Below are 16,357 nucleotides of genomic sequence, written 5' to 3' on the forward strand. Positions count from 1 at the left end.
GGAGGATCGGACCCTGTTCCGAGCTCTGGACTACGCGCCCAGCGCCCCGAACGCCCCGTGCGCCAGCTTCCGCAGCAGGTCCTCCATGGGGCGGCGGCCGAGCGCGGCCAGGTGCGGGGTCGAGTTGAGGAGGCCGAAGACGGCGTGGACGGCCGTGCGGGACTCGGACTCGCCCGCGTCCGGGTACAGCTCGCGGACGACCGCGACCCACAGTTCGACGTACTGCCGCTGGAGCTGCCGGACCCGCTTGCGGTCCTCGTCCTTGAGCCGGTCGAGCTCCCGGTCGTGGAGGGTGATCAGCGGCCGGTCGTCGAGGGCGAAGTCGATGTGCCCGTCGATGAGGGAGCCGAGGAGGACGCGCGGGTCCCCGTCGGCCTCGGCCACGCGGAGGCGCCCGCCGGACAGCAGCCGCTCGCTGATGCCCACCAGGAGCTCGGCGAGCATCGCGTCCTTCCCGGGGAAGTGGCGGTAGAGGCCGGGTCCGCTGATGCCGACGGCCGCCCCTATCTCGTCCACGCCCACGCCGTGGAAGCCGCGCTCGGCGAAGAGGCGGGCGGCCTCCTTGAGGATCTGCTCGCGGCGCGTCGGCGCGTCGATCCGCGTCGGGCTGGTCGTCATGCAATCGATTCTAGACAACCCGGTTAGCGGTCGTTAACCTGGGCGACATACGTTAACGCTCATTAACCGAGCAAGGGAGCTCGAGGGATGCAGCAGGCACCTGTGCTGACGAGCGCGGCGGACCCCGCGTCCGCGGCCTGGCAGGCCAATGAGGCGGCCCATCACGAGCTGGCGGCGACCCTGCGCGCCAAGCTCGCGGCGGCCGCCCTGGGCGGCGGTGAGAAGTCCCGGGCCCGGCACACCGCGCGCGGGAAGCTGCTGCCGCGCGACCGGGTGGACACGCTCCTCGACCCGGGCTCGCCGTTCCTGGAGCTGGCGCCGCTCGCGGCGAACGGCATGTACGGCGACCAGGCCCCGGCGGCCGGCGTCATCGCGGGCATCGGCCGGGTCTCGGGCCGCGAGTGCGTGATCGTCGCCAACGACGCGACCGTCAAGGGCGGCACGTACTACCCGATGACGGTGAAGAAGCACCTCCGTGCCCAGGAGGTGGCCCTGGAGAACCGTCTCCCCTGCCTCTACCTGGTCGACTCGGGCGGCGCGTTCCTGCCGATGCAGGACGAGGTCTTCCCCGACCGGGAGCACTTCGGCCGGATCTTCTACAACCAGGCCCGCATGTCCGGCGCCGGCATCCCGCAGATCGCGGCGGTCATGGGCTCGTGCACGGCCGGCGGCGCGTACGTCCCGGCGATGAGCGACGAGGCCGTGATCGTACGGAACCAGGGCACGATCTTCCTGGGCGGTCCGCCGCTGGTGAAGGCGGCGACCGGCGAGGTCGTCACGGCCGAGGAGCTCGGCGGCGGCGAGGTCCACTCCCGGATCTCCGGCGTCACCGACCATCTCGCCGAGGACGACGCGCACGCGCTCAGGATCGTCCGGAACATCGTGGCGACGCTCCCCGAGCGCGGCCCGCTGCCCTGGAAGGTCGAGCCGGCCGAGGAGCCGAAGGTCGACCCGTACGGTCTGTACGGCGCGGTGCCGGTGGACTCCCGCACCCCGTACGACGTGCGCGAGGTGATCGCCCGGGTCGTGGACGGCTCCCGCTTCCAGGAGTTCAAGTCCGAGTACGGCCAGACGCTGGTCACCGGCTTCGCCCGGATCCACGGCCACCCGGTCGGCATCGTCGCCAACAACGGCATCCTGTTCGCCGAGTCCGCCCAGAAGGGCGCGCACTTCATCGAGCTGTGCGACCAGCGCGGTATCCCGCTGGTGTTCCTGCAGAACATCACCGGCTTCATGGTCGGCAAGGCGTACGAGCACGGCGGCATCGCCAAGCACGGCGCGAAGATGGTGACGGCGGTCGCCACGACCCGCGTCCCGAAGCTGACGGTCGTCGTCGGCGGTTCGTACGGCGCGGGCAACTACTCGATGTGCGGCCGGGCCTACTCCCCCCGCTTCCTGTGGATGTGGCCCAACGCCAAGATCTCGGTCATGGGCGGCGAGCAGGCCGCGTCCGTCCTCGCGACGGTCAAGCGCGACCAGCTCGGCGACGAGTGGAGCGCGGAGGACGAGGAGGCCTTCAAGGCCCCGATCCGCGAGCAGTACGAGAGCCAGGGCAACGCCTACTACGCGACCGCCCGGCTGTGGGACGACGGCGTCATCGACCCGCTGGAGACCCGGCAGGTCCTCGGCCTCGCCCTGACCGCCTGTGCCAACGCGCCCCTGGGTGACCCCCAGTTCGGCGTCTTCCGGATGTGAGGGGCCCCCAGGAGATGCAGAGCATGTTCGACACAGTGCTCGTCGCCAACCGCGGCGAGATCGCCGTCCGCGTCATCCGCACCCTGCGGGCGATGGGCGTGCGTTCGGTGGCCGTCTACAGCGACGCGGACGCCGACGCCCGGCACGTACGGGAGGCGGACACGGCGGTACGGATCGGTCCGCCTGCGGCCGCCGAGTCGTACCTGTCCGTCCCCGCGCTGCTCGACGCGGCGAAGCGGACCGGGGCGCAGGCCGTCCACCCCGGCTACGGCTTCCTCGCGGAGAACGCCGGCTTCGCGCGGGCCTGCGCGGACGCGGGCCTCGTCTTCATCGGGCCCTCCGCCGAGGCGATCGCCCTCATGGGCGACAAGATCCGGGCGAAGGAGACCGTGAAGGCCGCCGGTGTGCCGGTCGTGCCCGGCGCGGCCGACCCGGAGATCGCCGCCGCGGCCCGTGAGCTGGGCGCGCCCGTCCTGCTGAAGCCCAGCGCGGGCGGCGGTGGCAAGGGCATGCGCCTGGTGCGTGACCTGGCGGTCCTGGACGAGGAGATCGCGGCGGCCCGCCGTGAGGCGCGGGCGTCCTTCGGCGACGACACGCTGCTCGTGGAGCGGTGGATCGACCGGCCGCGGCACATCGAGATCCAGGTCCTGGCGGACGCGCATGGTCACGTGGTGCACCTCGGCGAGCGCGAGTGCTCGCTCCAGCGCCGCCACCAGAAGATCATCGAGGAGGCGCCGAGCGTCCTCCTCGACGAGAAGACCCGCGCGGCGATGGGCGCGGCGGCCGTGGAGGCGGCCCGGTCTTGCGGCTATGTCGGCGCGGGGACGGTGGAGTTCATCGTCCCGGGCGGTGACCCGTCCGCGTACTACTTCATGGAGATGAACACCCGTCTCCAGGTCGAGCACCCGGTGACGGAGCTGATCACCGGCCTCGACCTGGTCGAGTGGCAGCTGCGGGTCGCCGCCGGTGAGCCGCTGGGCTTCGGCCAGGACGACGTCCGGCTCGACGGCTGGGCGGTCGAGGCCCGCATCTGCGCCGAGGACCCCTCGCGCGGCTTCCTGCCCTCGGGCGGCACGGTCCTCGCGCTGGACGAGCCGCGGGGGAACGGCGTACGGACGGACTCCGGCCTGCTCGAAGGCAGCGAGGTGTCCTCCCTGTACGACCCGATGCTGTCGAAGGTCATCGTCCACGCGGCGGACCGGCCGACGGCCCTGCGGAAGCTCCGCGCGGCCCTCGCCGACCTGGTCACCCTGGGCGTCCCGACGAACGCGGGCTTCCTGCGCCGGCTGCTCGCCCACCCGGACGTGGTGTCGGGGGCGATGGACACGGGTCTGGTGGAGCGGGACGCGGAGAGTCTGGTCCCGGCGGGCGTACCGGACGAGGTGTACGCGGCGGCGGCCGCCGTGCGGCTCGCGGAGCTGGTCCCGGCGCCCCGGGGCGGCTGGACGGATCCGTTCGACGTGCCGAGCGGGTGGCGCCTGGGCGGCGCCCCGAAGCCGCTCGCGTTCCCGTTCCGGGTGCCGGGACTCGAACCGGTGACGGCGGAGGCCCCGGCGGGTTCCCGGGTCACGGCCACCGAGGTGACCGTGACGGTGGACGGCCTCACCCACACCTTCCACCGCGCGGGCGCCTGGCTCGGCCGTGACGGCGACTCCTGGCACGTCCTGGATCACGACCCCGTCGAGGCCGCCCTCTCCGGGGCCCGGCACGGTGGGGCCGACACGCTCGCCGCGCCCATGCCCGGCACCGTCACCGTCGTGAAGGTGGCCGTCGGGGACGAGGTGGAGGCCGGGCAGAGTCTGCTCGTCGTCGAGGCGATGAAGATGGAGCACGTCATCTCCGCCCCGCACGCCGGCACCGTCACCGAGCTGGACGTCACGCCCGGCACCACCGTCGCCATGGACCAGGTCCTGGCCGTCGTCGCGCCCCGCGAGGAGGGAGAGGCATGAGCACCGGACTGCCCATGACCGTGCCCGACCTGTCCCTCCCCGCCCGGGTCCGGATCCACGAGGTCGGTGCCCGGGACGGGCTGCAGAACGAGAAGACGGCCGTCCCGACCGACGTGAAGGCCGAGTTCGTGCGGCGGCTCGCCGCCGCGGGCCTGACGACCATCGAGGCGACCAGCTTCGTGCACCCGAAGTGGGTGCCGCAGCTCGCCGACGCCGAGGAGCTGTTCCCGCGCGTACGGGACCTTCCCGTACGGCTGCCCGTCCTCGTGCCGAACGAGCGCGGGCTCGACCGGGCCCTGGCCCTCGGCGCCCGTGAGGTCGCCGTGTTCGCCTCGGCGACGGAGTCCTTCGCGAAGGCCAACCTGAACCGGACCGTCGACGAGGCGCTCGCGATGTTCGCGCCGACCGTCACCCGGGCCATAGAGGCCGGGCTGAAGGTCCGCGGCTATCTGTCGATGTGCTTCGGCGACCCCTGGGAGGGCGCCGTGCCCGTCGAGCAGGTCGTCCGGGTGACGAAGGCCCTCGCCGACATGGGCTGCGACGAGCTGAGCCTCGGCGACACGATCGGCGTCGCGACCCCCGGGCACGTCCAGGCCCTCCTCACGGGGCTGAACGAGGCCGGTGTCCCCACCTCCCGTATCGCCGTGCACTTCCACGACACGTACGGGCAGGCCCTGTCCAACACCCTGGCGGCCCTGCGCCACGGGGTGACCACGGTCGACGCCTCCGCCGGCGGTCTCGGCGGCTGCCCGTACGCGAAGAGCGCGACCGGCAATCTCGCCACCGAGGACCTCGTGTGGATGCTCGACGGTCTCGGCATCGAGACCGGGGTCGATCTGGCCGCCCTCACCGCCACGAGCGTGTGGATGGCCGAACAGCTGGGCCGGCCCAGCCCTTCCCGTACCGTCCGCGCCCTCTCCCACAAGGAGTGACGAAAGACATGTCCCTCGACCACCGGCTCTCCGAAGAGCACGAGGAACTCCGCCGTACCGTCGAGGAGTTCGCCCACGACGTCGTGGCGCCGAAGATCGGCGACTTCTACGAGCGGCACGAGTTCCCGTACGAGATCGTCCGTGAGATGGGCCGCATGGGCCTGTTCGGGCTGCCGTTCCCCGAGGAGTACGGCGGCATGGGCGGCGACTACCTGGCGCTCGGGATCGCCCTGGAGGAGCTGGCCCGGGTCGACTCCTCCGTGGCCATCACCCTGGAGGCGGGCGTCTCGCTGGGCGCCATGCCGGTCTTCCGCTTCGGTACGGAGGAGCAGAAGCGGGAGTGGCTGCCGAAGCTGTGCGCCGGCGAGATGCTCGGCGCGTTCGGCCTGACCGAGCCGGGTGCCGGTTCGGACGCGGGCGGCACCCGCACCACCGCCGTCCGCGACGGCGACCAGTGGGTCATCAACGGTTCGAAGTGCTTCATCACCAACTCCGGTACGGACATCACGGGTCTGGTGACGGTCACGGCGGTCACCGGCCGCAAGCCGGACGGGCGTCCGCTGATCTCCTCGATCATCGTGCCGGCCGGCACCCCGGGCTTCACGGTGGCCGCCCCGTACTCCAAGGTCGGCTGGAACGCCTCGGACACCCGTGAGCTCTCCTTCGACGACGTCCGCGTCCCGGTGGAGAACCTCCTCGGCGAGGAGGGGCGCGGATACGCGCAGTTCCTGCGGATCCTGGACGAGGGCCGGGTCGCGATCGCGGCGCTCGCGACGGGCCTCGCGCAGGGCTGTGTGGACGAGTCGGTGAAGTACGCGAAGGAGCGGCACGCCTTCGGTTCGCCGATCAGCACGTACCAGGCGGTCCAGTTCAAGATCGCCGACATGGAGATGAAGGCCCACATGGCCCGCATCGGCTGGCGGGACGCGGCCTCTCGTCTGGTGCTCGGCGAGTCGTTCAAGAAGGAGGCGGCGATCGCGAAGCTGTACTCCTCCACGGTGGCCGTGGACAACGCCCGCGAGGCGACGCAGATCCACGGCGGCTACGGCTTCATGAACGAGTACCCGGTGGCCCGCATGTGGCGCGACTCGAAGATCCTGGAGATCGGCGAGGGCACCAGCGAGGTCCAGCGGATGCTGATCGCCCGTGAGCTGGGCCTGCCCGCCTGACGGGACGGGTGAGAGACAGAAGGGGCGCGCGGCCCGAGCCGCGCGCCCCTTCCGTGCGTCCTGCTAGCCGGCGGTCACTCCGGCCCCCTGGCCGGGCGTGGCGTTCCACTCCCGGATGCGGGCCGCGAGGTCCGCGAGCCGGGTGTCGAGCGGGCCGACGGCGATGTAGAAGAGGGACTCGTCCACGGGCTTGTCGTCACCGCCCCACCGGACCACGCCGTCGCACTCCGCGAGGATGGCGCGGACGGTGTCGAGCTGGAGCGGGAACAGCGAGCCCTGCGTGGCCCCGATGCCCGGGCGGATCCGCACGGCCGTGCCGGAGGCGAGGTTCGACTCCGGGTGGCGGCGGCGCACCTCCTTGGCGGGGCGCCAGCCGACGAGGTCGCCGGTGTGGAGCTCCTCCACCTCGTAGTGGAAGCGGCGCACGACGTGGAGCAGGACGGTCTCGACGTCGCCGATCCACAGCGGCACGTCGAGGCCGGTGCCGGACACCGAGCGCGTCCACACCTGGGAGTCGCGGTCGACGTTGGTCTGGATCGTCCAGCCGTTGGCGGTCGTCGCGGGGCGCTTGGGCTTCCGGGTCCCCGCGAGGGCGGCCGTGGCGGCGCCCGTGCCGGCTCCCGTGCCCGGGGCGGCCGTGGCGGTGGCGGACAGGACCGGGCCCAGGGCGGCGGCCGCGCCCACGACGGCGGTGGTCCGCACGACCGTACGCCGCGTCATCTTCTGCTGCATGTGCTTCGTTCTCCTCTCAAGTCTTCGTCAGAACAGCCCGATCGCGAAGAAAGGCGCCAGGGAGGCCGCCGCGCACACCGGCCAGTACACGGACGCCGGGACGGGTGTCCGGCGCCGCAGGCGCACGTTCACCAGGCCCCAGACGAGGCCGTAGAGCCCGACGACGGGTACGACGATGACCAGCCACAGCCACATGCCGTCGTTCTCGTTCGGGTCCCGTGTCGTCCATCCGAGGGCGGCGAGCGGCCCGTTGGCCAGGACGTACCAGACCAGGAAGACCGGAACGATTCCCGGCACGCCGAGCAGCAGGTTCACCCCGGCCGGCACGAGCAGCTTCCTCATGTGCACATTCTTCGCGATCGGTGGGGGCCGCTAGACGCGGCAGAGCGCGTTGTAGTTCTCCAGGACCTGGTACAGGCCGATGAGCTGCTGCCCGTACTTCTCCGCATCGGGGCCGGTGCCGTTGTACCGGGCCAGCAGCGCCTGCGTGTCGGCGAGGCTGGTGGTCAGCGACGGCGAGGGAATGCTCAGCTGGTAGGAGTTGTACATCGTGAGGTACGCGACGGAGCGGAGGTTGTACTCGACGTCCTGGTTGAGCTGGTCCCAGACCGCCTTCTTGTCGGCGCTGGTCAGCGGGGGCGCGTTGAGGTAGCCCTGCTGGATGCAGTAGTTCCGGGCATCGATGGTCACCCAGGCGAAGATCTGGCCCCAGCCCGTGCTGCAGTCGTCGTCCAGGCCGGCCTTCACGGCCTCGTCGGCGAGCTCGTCGCCCGGGTTCAGCTTGCGCAGCTCCCACAGGACGGGGGCCTGGATGAGCGCCTTGCGGATCTTGAGCGTCCTGGCGAGGTTGGTGAACAGCCAGTCGTAGCTGAGGACCGCGTCGAAGGCCTCGGTGGTGGTGTTGATCCCGTAGGTGACCCAGTCGTCGTCGACCCAGCCCTCGCCGCCCGTCTCCGGGACGCCGATGGAGGTGAGGTAGGACTGGACGTCCGCGAGCATGGACGCCCGGTACTTGGTCTTGTCGAAGTCCCTGTCCAGGCCCGAGACGATGCCCGCCGGCGGGTAGAAGTCGTTCTGGCCCTGGTCCCGGCCGGAGGCCATGTCGTTGTCGATGTTGATGGCACCGGCGCCGGAACCGACCGTGATCGTGGAGATCTGGTCGAAGGCCCACTTCGTCGGCAGCGGGTAGCCGAGGTTCCCGGAGAAGCCGGCCGACATGTCGGAGACGAAGGCGGTCTCGGCGTACCCGGCGTCGGTGACGCGCTGGCAGATGTTGCGGGGGCCGTAGACGCCGACCCGGTAGCCCGAGTTCTCGGTGACGGTGCGGAAGACGCCGCGGAAGTGCGGCAGGATGAAGTCGGTGACCTCGCCGTCCATGGCGTCGTAGTCGACGGCGAAGTAGATGATGGAGCCCGGCTTGAAGCCGTGGGCCTGGGCCCATTCGACGGCGTTGGAGGCGTCGACGCAGCCCTGGCCGTACTTGAAGTAGCTCGCGGAGTTCGAGTACGTCTGGTAGATCGGGAAGCAGCGCAGCCCGTAGTTCTTGATGGTGTCGAGCTCGCCCGGCTGGATCTGCTTCTCCGGCAGGGAGCCGTTGGGGAACGGGTTGTAGAGGTACCGGCCGACGTACGTGTAGCCCGCGTTGACGAGGGTCTGGGCGCGCTCCGGCGTGATCTTGGTGACGCAGTCGCAGGCGCTGCCCTTGCGGGTCTGGTCGCCGTACGAGACGAGCAGCGAGGACCAGGTGGCGTAGTCGCCGACGCCGGTCACCGGCAGCATGGAGAAGGCCTGGAAGCTCTCGACCTCGCTCTGGACCCCGCCGGTGAACTCGCCGAAGAGGACGTTGCGCTTGTTGAGGACCATCGCGGCCGTGAACAGGTACGCCCAGGTGCTGCTGTCGCCCTGGCCGACGGTGTGGTTCTTCAGGCCGGCCTGGGTGCCGGGGCCGAAGTTGCCGTTGGCGACGCCGTCCGCCATGCCCAGCTCGTACTGGATGGCGAAGAGCATGGACTTGGCGACGTCACGGGAGTGGTGGCCGTCGCAGGGGATGATGTAGAAGTCCCGGCGGTTCACGTAGCGCGCGTTCAGCCACCGCTGGACGGTGCGGATCTGCTCGTTGGCGCCGGCGGTGCTGACGTAGGCGTCCATGTTGAGAAGGCCCTTGACGACCTTCGGCTCCAGGGACGTGCCCGGGTAGGCGCCGTCGACGCCCATGTGGAGCTTGAGCTTGGCCACAGCGGCCTGGACGCGGTCGTTGTAGATGCCGTCGATCTCTCCGCCGTCGTACCCCTTGCAGTACAGGGCGGACTGGAGGATGCGGCAGAAGTTCGCCGACGGCACCGTGGAGGCGTTGAGGCTCGGGTACTTCGACTGGAGCGTCGACAGGGTGGTGGGGCCGAAGGCGTTCGACAGGCTGGTGAGGCCCATCTCGTACTGGAGGGCCCGGGTGAGGGCGTACATGACCGACCAGCCGGTCAGGCCGTTCTCCTCCAGCTTGGATATGCCCAGCATCGCCCCGTTGTTGTAGGTCGAGTTGATGAAGCGCTGGGCCCGCTCGACCATCGCGTCAGCCATGGATCTCCTTCGTTCTGTGGCAACGCACGCGGAGAGGCATCACGCCGTCGCCGAAACGAGGAGCCCCCTCTCCTGAATCAGCCAGACCCTAGCAACAGAAACCCCCTCTATTGATCAAGATGAGGTTAGGCTAACCTACATTCCCATGACGAACGCCGAGACCGCGCCCTTCCAGTTCTTCTCCCTCCAGGTCGACCGGACACGGCGACTCGGCCCCTCCCTGGTCCGCATCACCTTCACCGGGGACGACTTGAAGAACTTCGCCGCCGGAGGCCGCGACCAGTCGCTCTCCCTCTTCCTGCCGCATCCCGGCCAGGACGCGCCGGTCCTGCCGCCCCTGGACAACCCGGACATGTACGCCATCCTGGGCGCCTGGCGCGCGATGCCCGACGACGAGCGGGCCGTCATGCGCTCGTACACCGTCCGCGAGCAGCGCACGGCCCCCGCGAACGAGGTCGACATCGACTTCGCCCTCCACGAGGACGGCGGCCCCGCCTGCCGCTGGGCGGGCCGCGCCGAGCCCGGCGACCGGGTGGTCGTCCTCGGTCCGGCCGTCGCCGAGAACACCGGCGTCCGCTTCCAACTCCCCGAGGACGCCGACTCCGTACTGATCTGGGCCGACGAGACGGCCCTCCCCGCCGCCTCCGCGATCCTGGAGTGGCTGCCGGCCGAGACCCGCGCCCAGGTGTTCCTGGAGGTGCCGTTCTCCGGAGACCGGACGGAACTCGCGACCGAGGCGGACGCCACGGTCACCTGGCTCGTACGGGAGGAGGGGGCGCCGTCCGCCGTGGACGCGGTGGCCGGAGCCGAACTGCCCGGCGAGGCCCCGTACGTCTGGATCGCGGGCGAGTCGGGCTCCGTGAAGGCGCTGCGCCGCCACTTCGTACGGGAGCGGGGGCTCGACCGGCGGCGGGTCACGTTCGTCGGCTACTGGCGCAAGGGCCTGTCCGAGGACGCGCTGCGGGAGACCCCGGACGAGACGGCCGACGAGGCGTAACCCCGGCACCCCCTTCACCCCCACAGGGCCGACGGCCCCCCAGCCCCGACGGGTTGGGGGGCCGTTGTGCGTCTTGGTTAGGTTAGGCTAACCTAACCAAGACCGACCGAGTCCGCTCCCGGAAGGGCCCCCACATGCGCTCCCACCTGCTCAACGACACGACGGCGGAGTCATACCGACGCTCCGTCACCGAAGGAGTCGAGCGGGTGGCGAGAAAACTCAGCGCGGCACGCGCACCGTTCACCGGCGTCACCCCCGCCGAGCTCGCCCCCGTCGTCGACGCCGTCGACCTCGACCGCCCGCTCGGCGACCCCTCCGCCGCCCTCGACGAGCTGGAGAGCGTCTACCTCCGCGACGCCGTCTACTTCCACCACCCCCGCTACCTCGGGCACCTCAACTGCCCGGTGGTCATCCCCGCGGTCCTCGGCGAGGCCGTCCTCTCCGCGGTCAACTCCTCCCTCGACACCTGGGACCAGAGCGCCGGCGCCACCCTCATCGAGCGGAAGCTGATCGACTGGACCACCGCCCGCATCGGCCTCGGCCCGCTCGCCGACGGCGTGTTCACCAGCGGCGGCACCCAGTCCAACCTCCAGGCCCTGCTCCTCGCCCGCGAGGAGGCCGGCAGCACCGACCTGACGAAGCTGCGGATCTTCTCCTCCGAGTGCAGCCACTTCAGCGTCCAGAAGTCCGCCCAGCTGCTCGGCCTCGGCCGCGACGCCGTCGTCTCCGTCCCGGTCGACCGGAACAGGCGGATGCAGTCCGTCGTCCTCGCCGCCGAGCTGGAGGCCTGCCGCGCCGAGGGCCTCATCCCGATGGCGATCGTCGCCACCGCCGGCACCACCGACTTCGGCTCCATCGACCCGCTGCCCGAGATCGCCGCCCTCGCCGCCGAGTACGGCGCCTGGATGCACGTCGACGCCGCCTACGGCTGCGGACTGCTCGCCTCCCGCACCCGCCGCCACCTCCTGGACGGCATCGAGCACGCCGACTCCGTCACCGTCGACTACCACAAGTCCTTCTTCCAGCCCGTGAGCTCCTCCGCCGTCCTGGTTCGCGACGGCGCCACCCTGCGCCACGCGACCTACCACGCGGACTACCTCAACCCGCTCCCCCAAGCTCTCGGCTTCTCCCCCACGACGCTCGCCGAGCAGATCCCCAACCAGGTCGACAAGTCCCTCCAGACCACCCGCCGCTTCGACGCGCTCAAGCTGTGGATGACCCTGCGCGTGATGGGCGCCGACGGCGTCGGCGAGCTCTTCGACGAGGTCTGCGACCTGGCCCGCGAGGGCCACGCGCTGCTCGCCGCCGACCCGCGCTACGACGTCGTCGTCGAGCCGCAGCTCTCCACCCTCGTCTACCGCTACGTCCCCGAGGCCGCCGCCTCCCCCGAGGACGTCGACCGGGCCAACCTGCACGCCCGCAAGGCCCTGTTCGCCTCCGGCGAGGCCGTCGTCGCCGGCACCAAGGTCGACGGCCGCCAGTACCTGAAGTTCACCTTGCTCAACCCCGAGACGACGCCGGCCGACATCGCCGCAGTCCTCGATCTGATAGCCGGCCACGCCGAGCAGTACCTGGGAGAGAACCTTGTCCACGCAGCCTCTTGATTTCATCGGCATCGGGCTCGGTCCGTTCAACCTCGGACTCGCGTGCCTGACCGAGCCGATCGCCGAACTGAACGGCGTCTTCCTGGAGTCGAAGCCGGACTTCGAGTGGCACTCGGGGATGTTCCTCGAAGGCGCCCACCTCCAGACCCCGTTCATGTCGGACCTGGTCACCCTCGCGGACCCGACCTCGCCGTACTCCTTCCTCAACTACCTGAAGGAGAAGGGCCGGCTCTACTCCTTCTACATCCGCGAGAACTTCTACCCGCTGCGGACCGAGTACAACGACTACTGCCGCTGGGCGGCCGGCAAGCTCACGTCGATCCGCTTCTCGACGACGGTGACGTCGGTCGCGTACGAGGAGGGCACCGAGCTGTACGTGGTGACCACCGAGTCCGGCGAAACGTTCCGCTCGCGGCGGATCGTCCTCGGCACGGGCACTCCGCCGTACATCCCGGAGACCTGCGAGGGCCTCGGCGGCGACCTGATCCACAACTCGCGCTACCTCCCGAACAAGGAGGAGCTCCAGAAGAAGAAGTCGATCACGCTGGTCGGCAGCGGGCAGAGCGCGGCGGAGATCTACTACGACCTCCTGAGCGAGATCGACACCCACGGCTACCGGCTGAACTGGGTGACCCGCTCCCCCCGCTTCTTCCCCCTCGAATACACCAAGCTCACCCTGGAGATGACCTCCCCGGAGTACGTCGACTACTTCCACGGCCTGCCCGAGCGCACCCGCTACCGCCTGGAGACGGAGCAGAAGGGCCTGTTCAAGGGCATCGACGGCGAGCTCATCGACGCGATCTTCGACCTGCTCTACCAGAAGAACCTGGCGGGCCCGGTCCCCACGCGCCTGCTGACCAACGCGTCCCTGAACACGGCCGCGTACGACGCCGGCACGGGCACGTACACGCTGGGCTTCCGCCAGGAGGAGCAGGAGAAGGACTTCACCCTGGACACCGAGGGCCTGATCCTCGCCACGGGGTACAAGTACACGGTCCCCGCCTTCCTGAAGCCGATCGAGGACCGCCTGCGCTACGACGGCCGGGGCCGCTTCGACGTCGCCCGCAACTACGCGATCGACACGACGGGCCGCGCGGTCTTCCTGCAGAACGCCGGCGTCCACACGCACTCGATCACGTCACCGGACCTGGGCATGGGCCCGTACCGCAACGCGTACATCATCGGGGAGATGCTGGGCTCCGAGTACTACCCGGTAGAGAAGACCATCGCGTTCCAGGAGTTCGCCGTTTGACCTCCCCCGGGCCCTGCGGGGCCCGGGATTCCCACCATCACTGGCTGGGCTTTCTGTTTCGCCGACCGCTGCCCGCTCGGAGAGTTCCGTTGAGGTCTTCCACCGTCTCCACAGACTGTCACCGCCGGCCCGGCGGCCAGGATGTTGCGTGCCGCGTTCACGTCCCGGTCCAGGACCAGGCCACACGCGGAATCGTCACACCGGAAGGTGCGTTCGTTCAGCCCGAGGTGGGCCTTTTTTGTAGACCTTCCGGACGCAACCGAAGGTGCGCATGAGCAGGGCCGCCTGCTCGCCGGTCGGAAAGAAGCGGTACTTGAACGCCCGCTTCACCACCCCCTGTGCCGACTGACGCCCATACCAGCACGACTTCAAGCCCCGGACGCCATGGGACGTATGTGCGACACGATTCCCGTGCCGCTTACTCGGCCCTTGGTTACCCACCCTCACCCAGGCCCGGATCCAGCCTGCCCTCGAAGGAAGATCGCATGCCCCGCACGAACACGTCCCCAGGCGTCATCCAGATGCGCCCTCTCGACCCGACGAAGGACGCGGAGCTGATCCACCCCTGGGTCACGCACCCCAAGGCCGCGTTCTGGATGATGCAGGACGCGAAGCTCCAGGACGTCGAGCGCGAGTACATGGCGATCGCCGCGAACCCGGACCACGACGCCTTCATCGGCTTCGTCGACGGAGAGCCGGCCTTCCTCATGGAGCGGTACGACCCGTCCAAGGTGGAACTGGTCGGCCTGTACGAGCCGCAGCCCGGCGACGTGGGCATGCACTTCCTCGTGGCACCCACCGACACCCCCGTGCACGGCTTCACCCGGACCGTGATCACCGCCGTCATGGCGGAGCTGTTCGCCGACCCGGCGACGGCCCGCGTGGTCGTCGAGCCCGACGTCCGCAACCAGGCCGTCCACGCGCTCAACGAGGCCGTCGGCTTCGTGCCCGAGCGGGAGATCCAGAAGCCGGAGAAGAAGGCCCTGCTGAGCTTCTGCACCCGCGCCCAGTTCGAGACCGCCGTCGGAGCCTCCATATGAACCCCGTCGCACACCTCACCCCCGAGCGCTGGGCGGACGCCAACCGCGCCCTGATCCGCAAGGGCCTCGCCGAGTTCGCCCACGAGCGGCTGCTGAACCCGAAGGAGCTGGGCGAGAGCCGCTACCAGGTCCTCAGCGACGACGGCTCCACCGAGTACCGCTTCACCGCCGACCGCTTCGCGCTGGACCACTGGCAGGTCTACCCGGACTCGATCAGCCGCCACCGGGGGGACGAGCAACTCCCGCTGGACGCCCTTCAGTTCATTACGGAGCTGCGCGGCTCCCTGGGCCTGAGCGACGAGATCCTCCCCGTGTACCTGGAGGAGATCTCCTCCACCCTTGCCGGTACGGCGTACAAGTCGACCAAGCCGCCCGTCACCTCCGCCGAGCTGGCCCGCGCCGGCTTCCAGGCGATCGAGACGGGGATGACCGAGGGCCACCCCTGCTTCGTCGCCAACAACGGCCGGCTGGGCTTCGGCGTGGACGAGTACCGGGCGTACGCCCCCGAGGCGGCGAGCGGGATCCACCTGATCTGGCTGGCCGCGCACCGCGACCGGGCCACGTTCACGGCGGGCGCGGACATCGAGTACGAGACGTTCATCCGCGCCGAGCTGGGCGACGCGGCGGTGGACGGCTTCGCGGCGACCCTGGCCGCCCGGGGCCTCGACCTCTCCGACTACCTCCTGATGCCCGCCCACCCCTGGCAGTGGTGGAACAAGCTGTCGGTCACCTTCGCGGCCGAGGTCGCGCAGGAGCGCCTGGTGTACCTGGGCGAGGGCGCCGACACTTATCTGGCGCAGCAGTCGATCCGTACGTTCTTCAACAGCTCGGACCCGACGAAGCACTACGTGAAAACGGCTCTCTCGGTCCTGAACATGGGCTTCATGCGGGGCCTGTCGGCGGCGTACATGGAGGCGACCCCCGCGATCAACGACTGGCTGCACGGCCTGATCGAGTCGGATGCGGTCCTTCGATCGGCCCGGTTCTCGATCATCCGGGAGCGGGCCGCGGTCGGCTACCGGCACCTGGAGTACGAGGCGGCCACGGACCGCTACTCGCCGTACCGCAAGATGCTGGCGGCGCTGTGGCGCGAGTCCCCGGTGCCGGGCCTGGCCGAGGGCGAGCGCCTGGCGACGATGGCGTCGCTGCTGCACGTGGACCACGCGGGAGCGTCGTTCGCGGGCGCGCTGATCAAGGAGTCGGGCGAGGAGCCGGCGGTGTGGCTCCGCCGGTACCTGGACGCCTACCTCCTCCCGATCCTGCACTGCTTCTACGCGTACGACCTGGTCTACATGCCGCACGGCGAGAACGTGATCCTGGTCCTGGACGAGCGGGGCGCGGTGGCCCGGGCGGTCTTCAAGGACATCGCGGAGGAGATCTGCGTGATGGACCCGACGGCGGTCCTTCCGCCGGCGGTGCAGCGCATCCGTGCCGAGGTCCCGGAGGACATGAAGGTCCTGTCGGTCTTCACGGACGTCTTCGACTGCTTCTTCCGCTTCCTGGGCGCGACCCTGGCGGCGGAGGGCGTCCTGGACGAGGACGGCTTCTGGCGCACGGTGGCGGAGTGCGTGAAGGACTACCAGCGCGCGAACCCGGCCCTGTCGGACCGCTTCGCCCGGTACGACCTGTTCGCGGAGACCTTCGCCCTGTCGGCCCTGAACCGCCTCCAGCTCCGCAACAACAAGCAGATGGTCGACCTGGCGGACCCGTCGGCGGCCCTCCAGCTGGTCGGCGACCTGGTGAACCCGATAGCCCGCTTCGCCTGACCGGGACCGACACGGGCCCCGGCGGAGTA

14 protein-coding genes and 1 pseudogene are annotated in these 16,357 nt (G+C 70.2%); 9 read left to right on the forward strand and 6 right to left on the reverse strand.

The genetic code is table 11. The features are described from left to right. Positions 1–30 precede the first annotated feature (30 nt). Complete coding sequence (locus tag ABT041_RS22625) at positions 31–618, reverse strand: SACE_7040 family transcriptional regulator (RefSeq protein WP_351187134.1); 588 nt, start codon at positions 616–618, stop codon at positions 31–33. A gap of 87 nt (positions 619–705) precedes the next feature. On the opposite strand from ABT041_RS22625, the gene ABT041_RS22630 reads away from it, so the two are divergent. The 4 genes from ABT041_RS22630 to ABT041_RS22645 are packed head-to-tail and all read left to right on the forward strand — an operon-like array spanning position 706 to position 6,363. Further along, positions 706–2,313 (forward strand): carboxyl transferase domain-containing protein, encoded by a 1,608-nt coding sequence (locus tag ABT041_RS22630; RefSeq protein ID WP_351187136.1) that lies wholly within the window; start codon positions 706–708, stop codon positions 2,311–2,313. 23 nt (positions 2,314–2,336) lie between these two features. Then, positions 2,337–4,262 (forward strand): acetyl/propionyl/methylcrotonyl-CoA carboxylase subunit alpha, encoded by a 1,926-nt coding sequence (locus ABT041_RS22635; protein WP_351187138.1) that lies wholly within the window; start codon positions 2,337–2,339, stop codon positions 4,260–4,262. Beyond that, a complete protein-coding gene (locus ABT041_RS22640) occupies positions 4,259–5,194 on the forward strand; it encodes a hydroxymethylglutaryl-CoA lyase (protein WP_351187140.1) in 936 nt (311 codons plus the stop codon). The genes ABT041_RS22635 and ABT041_RS22640 overlap by 4 nt, the downstream gene beginning before the upstream one ends. Before the next feature lie 8 nt (positions 5,195–5,202). Further along, entirely contained in the window at positions 5,203–6,363 is a 1,161-nt protein-coding gene (locus ABT041_RS22645) for an acyl-CoA dehydrogenase family protein (RefSeq protein ID WP_351187142.1), read from the forward strand. A 63-nt stretch (positions 6,364–6,426) separates the two neighbouring features. Here the strand turns inward: ABT041_RS22645 and ABT041_RS22650 are convergent, their stop codons facing one another. Genes ABT041_RS22650 through ABT041_RS22660 form a run of 3 tightly spaced genes read right to left on the reverse strand, consistent with a single transcriptional unit; the run spans position 6,427 to position 9,669 of the window. Next, on the reverse strand, positions 6,427–7,095 hold the full coding sequence (locus tag ABT041_RS22650) for a hypothetical protein (protein WP_351187144.1): 669 nt from the start codon (positions 7,093–7,095) through the stop codon (positions 6,427–6,429). Positions 7,096–7,122: 27 nt separating this feature from the next. Next, the gene (locus tag ABT041_RS22655; protein ID WP_351187146.1) at positions 7,123–7,437 is read right to left on the reverse strand and encodes a hypothetical protein; all 315 of its coding nucleotides are present in this window, start codon (positions 7,435–7,437) and stop codon (positions 7,123–7,125) included. 30 nt (positions 7,438–7,467) lie between these two features. Beyond that, complete coding sequence (locus ABT041_RS22660; RefSeq protein WP_351187148.1) at positions 7,468–9,669, reverse strand: glycoside hydrolase domain-containing protein; 2,202 nt, start codon at positions 9,667–9,669, stop codon at positions 7,468–7,470. Positions 9,670–9,814: 145 nt separating this feature from the next. Here ABT041_RS22660 and ABT041_RS22665 point away from each other — a divergent pair, with 145 nt between their 5' ends. From ABT041_RS22665 to ABT041_RS22675, 3 genes are all read left to right on the forward strand, one after another. Then, positions 9,815–10,666 carry a siderophore-interacting protein gene (locus tag ABT041_RS22665; protein ID WP_351187150.1) on the forward strand — a complete coding sequence of 284 codons (852 nt, stop codon included), beginning with the start codon at positions 9,815–9,817 and terminating at the stop codon, positions 10,664–10,666. Positions 10,667–10,800: 134 nt separating this feature from the next. Continuing rightward, positions 10,801–12,270, forward strand: coding sequence for a pyridoxal phosphate-dependent decarboxylase family protein (locus ABT041_RS22670; RefSeq protein WP_351187152.1), 1,470 nt, complete (start codon positions 10,801–10,803; stop codon positions 12,268–12,270). Beyond that, a complete protein-coding gene (locus ABT041_RS22675; protein ID WP_351187154.1) occupies positions 12,251–13,522 on the forward strand; it encodes a lysine N(6)-hydroxylase/L-ornithine N(5)-oxygenase family protein in 1,272 nt (423 codons plus the stop codon). The genes ABT041_RS22670 and ABT041_RS22675 overlap by 20 nt, the downstream gene beginning before the upstream one ends. Here the strand turns inward: ABT041_RS22675 and ABT041_RS22680 are convergent. Together ABT041_RS22680 and ABT041_RS39065 are read right to left on the reverse strand one after the other, a co-directional pair. Then, on the reverse strand, positions 13,477–13,743 hold the full coding sequence (locus ABT041_RS22680; RefSeq protein ID WP_502976579.1) for a zinc ribbon domain-containing protein: 267 nt from the start codon (positions 13,741–13,743) through the stop codon (positions 13,477–13,479). The genes ABT041_RS22675 and ABT041_RS22680 overlap by 46 nt on opposite strands. A 13-nt stretch (positions 13,744–13,756) precedes the next feature. Then, positions 13,757–13,855: pseudogene (locus ABT041_RS39065) on the reverse strand (helix-turn-helix domain-containing protein); the annotation flags it as partial. 152 nt (positions 13,856–14,007) lie between these two features. Between ABT041_RS39065 and ABT041_RS22690 the strand changes: the two are divergent. Further along, positions 14,008–14,562, forward strand: a complete 555-nt coding sequence (locus ABT041_RS22690; RefSeq protein WP_351187158.1) for a GNAT family N-acetyltransferase — start codon at positions 14,008–14,010, stop codon at positions 14,560–14,562. After that, positions 14,559–16,328, forward strand: a complete 1,770-nt coding sequence (locus ABT041_RS22695) for an IucA/IucC family protein (protein WP_351187160.1) — start codon at positions 14,559–14,561, stop codon at positions 16,326–16,328. The genes ABT041_RS22690 and ABT041_RS22695 overlap by 4 nt, the downstream gene beginning before the upstream one ends. Positions 16,329–16,357 lie beyond the last annotated feature (29 nt).

It is taken from the genome of Streptomyces sp. NPDC002825, assembly GCF_040295385.1.
Classification (GTDB): Bacteria; Actinomycetota; Actinomycetes; order Streptomycetales; family Streptomycetaceae; genus Streptomyces.

Excerpts from the sequence above, each read along its gene's own strand:
- ABT041_RS22645 (WP_351187142.1), top strand. The coding sequence starts at position 5,203 with ATGTCCCTCGACCACCGGCTCTCCGAAGAGCACGAGGAACTCCGCCGT.
- ABT041_RS22665 (WP_351187150.1), top strand. The coding sequence starts at position 9,815 with ATGACGAACGCCGAGACCGCGCCCTTCCAGTTCTTCTCCCTCCAGGTC.
- ABT041_RS22695 (WP_351187160.1), top strand. The coding sequence starts at position 14,559 with ATGAACCCCGTCGCACACCTCACCCCCGAGCGCTGGGCGGACGCCAAC.
- ABT041_RS22655 (WP_351187146.1), bottom strand. The coding sequence starts at position 7,437 with ATGAGGAAGCTGCTCGTGCCGGCCGGGGTGAACCTGCTGCTCGGCGTG.
- ABT041_RS22690 (WP_351187158.1), top strand. The coding sequence starts at position 14,008 with ATGCCCCGCACGAACACGTCCCCAGGCGTCATCCAGATGCGCCCTCTC.
- ABT041_RS22660 (WP_351187148.1), bottom strand. The coding sequence starts at position 9,669 with ATGGCTGACGCGATGGTCGAGCGGGCCCAGCGCTTCATCAACTCGACC.
- ABT041_RS22670 (WP_351187152.1), top strand. The coding sequence starts at position 10,801 with ATGCGCTCCCACCTGCTCAACGACACGACGGCGGAGTCATACCGACGC.
- ABT041_RS22640 (WP_351187140.1), top strand. The coding sequence starts at position 4,259 with ATGAGCACCGGACTGCCCATGACCGTGCCCGACCTGTCCCTCCCCGCC.
- ABT041_RS22625 (WP_351187134.1), bottom strand. The coding sequence starts at position 618 with ATGACGACCAGCCCGACGCGGATCGACGCGCCGACGCGCCGCGAGCAG.
- ABT041_RS22635 (WP_351187138.1), top strand. The coding sequence starts at position 2,337 with ATGTTCGACACAGTGCTCGTCGCCAACCGCGGCGAGATCGCCGTCCGC.
- ABT041_RS22630 (WP_351187136.1), top strand. The coding sequence starts at position 706 with ATGCAGCAGGCACCTGTGCTGACGAGCGCGGCGGACCCCGCGTCCGCG.
- ABT041_RS22650 (WP_351187144.1), bottom strand. The coding sequence starts at position 7,095 with ATGCAGCAGAAGATGACGCGGCGTACGGTCGTGCGGACCACCGCCGTC.